This window comes from Trichlorobacter sp. (assembly GCF_034008105.1).
Lineage (GTDB): Bacteria > Desulfobacterota > Desulfuromonadia > Geobacterales > Pseudopelobacteraceae > Trichlorobacter.
The window spans coordinates 1-5320 of the sequence record NZ_JAVEPN010000031.1; the positions used below are offsets into that span (position 1 = coordinate 1).

The following is a 5320-nucleotide window of genomic DNA, read 5'->3' on the forward strand; positions in this document are numbered from 1 at the left end:
AGCAAATTTTTATACCCAATTTATTGTCTTATTTATTTTTCTTTTTATTTTTTTCTTCGCGTTTTTGCCGCAATTTTTTAGCATCTTTTGAGATTTTAATTATGCGAAAAGTAATTCCGATTGCTGACACGAATAGCAAAATAATTATAAAGATTAAGAATCCTCTTACAGTAAGTTCTACAAGTTCTTCAAGCGAGATGTCTGTAAAAATATTAAATATCAAATGCATTATTCATCCTCCTTATATTCAATTTTAGATTTGACGTTATTATCTTCTGTATATTTTTTCAATTCCTCAATCCAATATGAATCCTGGTTTGTCAATTCTTCTACACTAGCCATCGTGGATGAATAAGTCTTGGCTTGATAGAATCCGCTTTTTGCTTTTAGCCGTTGGTCATCAAAAAAGGTTGAATAGCAATCAGTACGATAACGATCAGCGTACATTTTTTGAAAGATAAAATAGTAAATCTTATCAAATTTTTCGCCGGATTCATCAGCTGTCGCACCTATTTCATGACGATAATTAACCGATTGATAACCGAATAAGTTTACATTTTTTGTAAAATGGTCATAAAAAGGCTTAATTAATTTTTCAAGCAAGTAGTTATAAAGTGTTCTGTCTGTTCTTTTACTTCTAAATTTAAAGTAATATTTATCAAAAGCTTTGATTAGAGGTTCGCAAAGCAAATAATCAATCCAAAATAACGGCAAGATAACTTTTATGTCTGTCTTTTTCTTAATCCGGATACGATCTTCGCACGTTTCGCGCAAATCAGCATTAACGCTATATTCGCGTTGTGAATCGAATAGTAATTTAGTGAATGGATAACCATCGATGGTAAATTCATGACGTGTGATTTTAATTGACCGATTGAAACCGTCATTGCGTTGATTTGCATCATCAGATGTTCTTTCCATTCCGGCATAATCATCTTTGTTACCACGTTCTTTATCTATTTCGGTGTAAGCTTCGATTTGACCATCCATCTGATACCACTTTGTTGAATCAAACTGATTCATTTTAGTTAAGATTCTTCGTGAATCAAAGTTTCCAATTGAAGAAAAATTAGCTGCTGGATTGTCATGTTTATCAAAACTAATATAATCATAATCATATAATGGGAAGTGCCCATTGCGTTCAAATTGAAATCTAGTAGCATAATTTGAAAACGCTAGTGCTTTTGGAGCGTAGTAGAGGAAATAAGCTTGTCCATAGTTGATCAAAGCCTCATCCAGATATATCATTCTAATTCCATTAAAAAAAGATAACGAATACTTTTTAAAGTCATAATCCCACAAATTGCTAGTTGGTGAATTTTCATTAGCCAAAAACGATTCAAAGCGCTCTTTAATTTGCACTTTCATTTGAGCACGGTTAATGATTGATTTATTTTCAATGCTACATATTATCCATTTTTCAAATTTATACCAGGGGAAATTTGGAAATAAGTGCATATGTTTTTGAATCACTTCAAAAGCTTTATCACGCATTAACTTCTCACCATCGATCGCCATCGAGGTCATCATCATTGTTTTACCGGATCCAACAGTGCCTGTGATTAATGTTGCGACTGCTAATTCATTAACTGCATCCTCATTAATCTGTTGCATTTCTTTAAGCCGATTTTCAGCAGCCTTTCTGCGTAGATAAAAAATTAAGTAAATACCGATAATTATTAATGGTAATTTTTTATAAAGCATAAGGACAACAACAATGTCGACAATTATTGACATTAAAATTGACCATAGCGAAGTAAAATCAAAAGTTTTTACAAAATTAAAATACCAGGCAACAAAATCAATACCCATGGCCATGGCCCGATAAATGATTAAAATTACAAAAGCAAGGATTATTTTATAAATTGGATAATCTTTCCAAAAATTGACTACACTATTTAACCAATTTTTAATTGGATAAATATATCGCGATTCAATTTTTTTATATTTAATTAAATTTTTTGATTCTTTAAATTTATCTTTTGGCTCATCACGCATGATTAATTGATTAACTAGAATGATTACGATAAAAATTAAAGGAATCCAAATTAAAAAGCGCGTCAAATTTAGTAATACTGTTGTTAACTTTATTAAATATAAAAACGCAAAATCTTCATTAAATAAGGCAGCAGACAATACTTTAAAATCGTAAATTGCTGATTGAAAATCGGCCGGCAATCTTAAATCGTGAATATCTATCGATAAATTAGGCGGATTAATCACTGTACTATTCTTGCTAAAATCAAATAAGCCAATGAATGATCGCAATAAATAAAGTAATGATTGACCTAATCTTTGATAGCTACCACTAGCCCACCAAAAAGATGGAATAATAATTATTAATAACAATCCTACAAAAATGTAATGCCGATAATTAATTCCCCTTAATCTCTTCATAAGTAGGCCTCGTTATAAAACATTTCATTTAAATTAACGCAATAAAGCTGTTCATCGTTCAATAAAGTAAATTCAAATGTTAATTCTTCATCAATTGTGGCGAATATATAACCATTATTTTGCGTGAAATTAAAAAGATACTCGGTATCATTTAATTCAATAATGCCGGTATCTTTTTCATGAAATCTAATTTCATTATCTATAGAAATCCAGGATGTTGAATTAATAGGTGCTAAACTACGATTTGCAATTAAACTAAGTGTATTTGTTAAGTAAAAAATAATAATTAAAACAATCGATGTAATTACTAATTTGCCAACGATATGAGATGTCTTTAGTTTAAAATTCACGGGACACCTCTATTTCTTTTTCTTGAATTTAATTAGTGGAATAATTTTGATAATGGCATAGATTAAAAATACACCAACGATAAGAATAAGGACTAATTGACCACTTTTAATCAAGGCATCAACTGGATTATCAACACCAAAAAATTTATTGAAGCCACTCATTAACTTATCCCACCACGATTCAGTTACGGGAATTTCATCTTCTGGAAGCGCACCGGCAATGCCTAGATTTCCATACTCATCTTTTAAATTGATGAAGAAAGGATCATCGACATTAACATTAGATTCAAGCTCCTCAAAATAAATCTTAATTGAGGCCGCACTAACTGCTAATGGGATGTCAATAACCATAGCGTTGTTATCGCCATTAAACACATAGCCTATTAGCTTTGTTTCATTTAACACTAAAGGCGATGAATATTTAAGACGATCATAAGTTAATAGTAAGTTATCAGCTCCTATTAAATCACCACAAGCGATTATTACTGGTTCATAGTCATTGTTGACTGTGTAGGAAGTTAATGTCGCGCTTATTAAGTTATAGGCGCTGTTTCCCGGGAAATAAACCGCATTTGACGTCAACCATTCTCCATCAAGTTTACTAATTTCAAAATAAGTGCCACCAGTATCGGTTTCAAAATCGATTGTTGGTTGAATTATAGTGCCATCAGCGGTTTCACCCTCAACTGCTAAATAAGTTATCGCAATATTGGTTGTGGAACATAGAGGTAAAATAATGTAATGAGTATATGAGGCATTACCCCAAATGTTACTTTGCATCGATGTATAGGAAGTAAATCCGTCATTAATTTTACTTTGTCCGTATTGGTATATAGTCGAATTTAGCATCTGATTAGCATCGCGATCAATTTGCCCAATAAATTGATATAAGTTATTGATGTAAGATACTTTACCTAGACTTGGGAATCCAACTTGATAAATGTCGCTTGGCGTACTAAGGATAACGCCTGGTCCAAATTGTTCTTCAGAAATAGCGTTTTCAATAAAAGTTTCATTTGATATATTGAAATCAATATCGTGCGTTGTAATCACAGGATTAATTCTTAATCCGATATTTTCGCGGTAATTAATCACATGGCGATCATCTACTCCTAAACTAGAATCAGTTTTTAAGACGACATCATCAACTCCATTTTCAAAATTTGTATATGTTGAATCAAAATCGATATATTGAATATTTTGCCCGGTAGTTACATCGCGGATTTCAAAGTAAACACGGTTGATTTTAACGATACCAGATGCGCTATTTAAATTAAAAAATATTATTGGAGCTTTATTTGATACTGTCGCAGTTCCTAATGTATCAGCAATTATATCGCTATATCGCGAATCTAAATTTGCCCAGCTGTTTTGTAAAATCCACCCCTGTGCGGTTTCATCCGCTCCTATTCTTAAAAAGTTGGATATGAAAGGATTATCTACATCTGCTTCTTCAGCGCTCACAGGCGCGATGTTTTGACCACCAAAAAGGCCACTAAATAGAGTGGCGGCCAAGATTGCAATTTTATTAATTTTTAACATAATAATTCTCCCTTATAAATCAAAATTTGTGATATCAAAGTTAATTGATTCTATTTCGAGTGCATATTCAAAAATGATTGAATAATATCTGCTTTCATTGTAATTTTTAACCACTACTTCGACAGTATTTATAAATGGTTGTAAATTCTCTATTTCATAACTAGTTGTGCTGATTTTTCTAAACGAAAAAATTGTTGGATCAAGCGCGGATTCGACATTCCAAAAAATGAAACTTTCATTGGCCATGGAATCGACTGTTAATAGGATTTTTGAATTTTCGGCGAAATTATGGAGAGTATTTTCTTCAATTTTAATCACCGGGAACTCCGGATCATCAATTTTCGGAGTTGCAAGATTAACAATCGCAGCAACTGCTCCAATTACAATGATCGATCCGATGATTATTCCGGCTGTATTATTACTCTTTTTTTTACCCATAATTCCGCCTACTTTCTCTAATTTTTTTTAATTAAAAGTCAAAATTATCAACATTAATAACTAGACTTTGTGGTGAATATTGATAGTCTGATGTATCTATTTTCGCCAGCATGAAGACTGTTGAATCTTCAGTAACTTTTAAACTATTTAAGATTATCGGCAAGACACCATCAATTTTTGCTATAAACGGGAAATATAAATCAGCGCCCGAATGACTAGAGGATAGCGTGTTGATTGAATTATAAAATTCATCAATGAAAGAATTACTAGAATTTTCGGCCGGCATAATATGACTGATTAATCCAAAATCCACTGTCGCTCCAGTTTGTTGTGATAATTTGTAAGCCATACTTCCAAATAAGTCAGGTGCGGTGACTGTTGGATTAGTTTTTCCGGTTACTTCAACTAGATCAGTTGCTTTGACAATTGATCCACCTAGTCCACCGCCGGCCCAATAGAAGTTCGCTCCGTACTCATAAGTCAGAGTTCCGGCGGCAACTGCAGCTTTAGTACCAATTGAAAGTTCTTTACCAATTGGATTTGTAAATATATTGCCACTCGCGACCGCTAAAGTAGGAGTGTTATCAATACCG

The 5320-nt window shown here is 32.5% G+C and carries 6 protein-coding genes; all 6 read right to left on the reverse strand.

What is annotated here, in order from left to right; translation table 11 throughout:
- Positions 1-28: 28 nt before the first annotated feature.
- Complete coding sequence (locus tag RBQ93_RS12215) at positions 29-229, reverse strand: hypothetical protein (protein ID WP_320372397.1); 201 nt, start codon at positions 227-229, stop codon at positions 29-31.
- Positions 229-2397: a hypothetical protein gene (locus tag RBQ93_RS12220; RefSeq protein WP_320372398.1), complete on the reverse strand. Its 2169-nt coding sequence runs from the start codon at positions 2395-2397 to the stop codon at positions 229-231. The genes RBQ93_RS12215 and RBQ93_RS12220 overlap by 1 nt, the downstream gene beginning before the upstream one ends.
- The gene (locus tag RBQ93_RS12225; protein ID WP_320372399.1) at positions 2394-2747 is read right to left on the reverse strand and encodes a hypothetical protein; all 354 of its coding nucleotides are present in this window, start codon (positions 2745-2747) and stop codon (positions 2394-2396) included. Before RBQ93_RS12225 ends, RBQ93_RS12220 begins: the two co-directional genes overlap by 4 nt.
- Positions 2748-2756: 9 nt before the next feature.
- Positions 2757-4289: a hypothetical protein gene (locus RBQ93_RS12230; protein ID WP_320372400.1), complete on the reverse strand. Its 1533-nt coding sequence runs from the start codon at positions 4287-4289 to the stop codon at positions 2757-2759.
- Between the two features lie 12 nt (positions 4290-4301).
- Entirely contained in the window at positions 4302-4727 is a 426-nt protein-coding gene (locus RBQ93_RS12235) for a hypothetical protein (RefSeq protein ID WP_320372401.1), read from the reverse strand.
- A gap of 31 nt (positions 4728-4758) precedes the next feature.
- The coding region (locus RBQ93_RS12240) for a hypothetical protein (protein WP_320372402.1) at positions 4759-5320 on the reverse strand (562 nt) is incomplete at its 5' end.